Genomic DNA, 628 nt, shown 5'->3' with positions numbered 1-628 from the left:
AGTCTGGTTGCCGACTCCCCGAGGCATATCGCAGGCTCCCACGTCCTTCATCGGCTCCTGATGCCAAGGCATCCACCGTATGCCCTTAAAAACTTGAACACACAAAACGATCAAAACAAATCGCAGACAAGAACACGATCCAAAGACCGCATTCTCGCCAGAGATGCTCGCGTCCACTGTGCAGTTCTCAAAAAACAACCGGGCCCACCAGCACCGCACCACCCAAAGCAGGCGATGCGGCGACTGGTCCCGCAGTCCGAGGTCACCGGGCTAACGCCCGTTTCCTCAGGACCCAACAGCGTGTCCAACCCCCCACCCACCCGAGACCGTCGTTCCCACTCCCCCAAGACCGAAGCCGAAGGGGCGGTACTTGCCGGCTCACACAGGCGGTGAGCTGAGTAGCCAGTGCTCCACATCTATGAGCAGCCACCTGACAGACACTCGCTGCCAACAGTGGCCACCGACCTGCGCACCGACCCCCGGAGGGGCGGATCCACACAGGCCAGCTGGTTGCTCCTTAGAAAGGAGGTGATCCAGCCGCACCTTCCGGTACGGCTACCTTGTTACGACTTCGTCCCAATCGCCGGCCCCACCTTCGACCGCTCCCCCCACACAAGGTGGTTGGGCC

2 rRNA genes are annotated in these 628 nt (G+C 61.3%); both read right to left on the bottom strand.

What is annotated here, in order from left to right:
• Nucleotides 1–99, bottom strand: a 23S ribosomal RNA gene (locus tag E1284_RS41055); the annotation flags it as partial.
• A 422-nt stretch (nt 100–521) separates the two neighbouring features.
• Nucleotides 522–628 (bottom strand): 16S ribosomal RNA (locus E1284_RS41050); the annotation flags it as partial.

The organism is Actinomadura bangladeshensis (assembly GCF_004348335.1).
Taxonomy (GTDB): domain Bacteria; phylum Actinomycetota; class Actinomycetes; order Streptosporangiales; family Streptosporangiaceae; genus Spirillospora; species Spirillospora bangladeshensis.
This window is presented reverse-complemented; position numbering and strand designations above follow the sequence as displayed.